The sequence below is a fragment of the Microbacterium sp. GXF6406 genome (assembly GCF_054798215.1).
The window spans coordinates 1-1,309 of the sequence record NZ_JBSJZH010000056.1; the positions used below are offsets into that span (position 1 = coordinate 1).

The 1,309-nt window shown below is 63.9% G+C and carries 1 protein-coding gene; it reads left to right on the top strand.

From position 1 onward, the window contains the following. Positions 1 to 49: 49 nt before the first annotated feature. Positions 50 to 1,287, top strand: a protein-coding gene (locus ACWAUG_RS13570; protein ID WP_460802831.1) for an IS3 family transposase whose coding sequence is annotated in 2 segments (ribosomal slippage) — positions 50 to 329 and positions 329 to 1,287 — 1,239 coding nt in all. Because the reading frame shifts where the segments join, the coding sequence is not laid out codon by codon here. Positions 1,288 to 1,309 lie beyond the last annotated feature (22 nt).

Consider the following 1,309-nt stretch of genomic DNA (forward strand, 5'->3'; position numbering starts at 1 on the left):
CTGAATCGGCCTGACTTTCGTTCCGTTCTTCAAGCAAGGATGGAAGACGATGAACAGGAAGTATTCACCGGAGATGCGTGAGCGGGCGCTGCGGATGCTCGCGGAGACGCGGCCGTCCCACCCGACGATGATGAGCGCCGTGCGCCATGTGGCCGGGCTACTCGGGATGAGTCCGGAGACGTTGCGGCTGTGGCAGCGCCGGGCCGAGGTCGACGCCGGGGTGAAGCCCGGGGTCACGACCGAGGCCGCTGCGGAGATCAAGCGGCTGCAGAAGGAGGTCTCGGAGCTGCGGAAGGCGAACGAGATCCTCAAGGCTGCGAGCATCTTTTTCGCGAAGGAGCTCGACCACCCCTCGACGAGATGATCCGGTTCATCAACGAACACCGGGATCGTTTCGGGGTCGAGCTCATCTGCCAGGTCCTGCGACCAGCAGTGAGAGGATTCCTCACCTCGCGCGGCTATCGAGCCGCGGTGAAGAGGCCCCCGTCCGCCAGACGGTTGCAGGATGATCTGCTGGTTCCCGAGATAGCCCGGCTGCATGCGGAGAACTACGGCGTCTACGGGCGCAGGAAGATGCATGCGCTGATGCGACGCCAGGGATGGGTCATCGGCCGGGATCAGACCGAACGTCTCATGCGGCTCGCCGGCGTCCGCGGAGTCCGAAAGCCCAAGCGGGTGTTTGCAACGAAGTCCGATCCCGCGCTGCAGCGGCCGACGGATCTCGTCAATCGACGGTTCACCGCTGACGGTCCTCGCCGACTCTGGGTCTGCGACGTGACCTATGTCGCCACCTGGTCCGGGTTCGCTTACGTCGCGTTCGTCACCGATGTCTACTCCAGGCGCATCGTCGGCTGGAACGTCGCGGCGACCCTGAAGGCGGAGATCCTGCCGATGCAGGCGCTCGATATGGCTGCGTGGGACGCCGGCGGTGATCTAACCGGTCTGACGCATCACTCGGACCACGGATCGAATTACATGTCGATGGTCTACACGGACCGCATCGTCGAACTCGGCGCTGTCCCCTCCACCGGGACCGTCGGCGACAGCTACGACAATGCCCTCGCCGAGGCGATCAACAACCTCTACAAGACCGAACTCATCCGACAACGAGGCCCCTGGCGGACGGTCGAGCAAGTCGAACTCGCCACGCTCGAATACGTGTGGTGGTGGAACAACCAGCGCCTTCACGGAGAGCTCGACATGCGCACCCCAGTCGAGGTCGAGCACACGTATTACGCTGGCCTGGAATCAGCCCACCCGGCCCCTGCCGGACAAGGCTCCCGATAGGAACGAAAGTCAGGCCGATTCA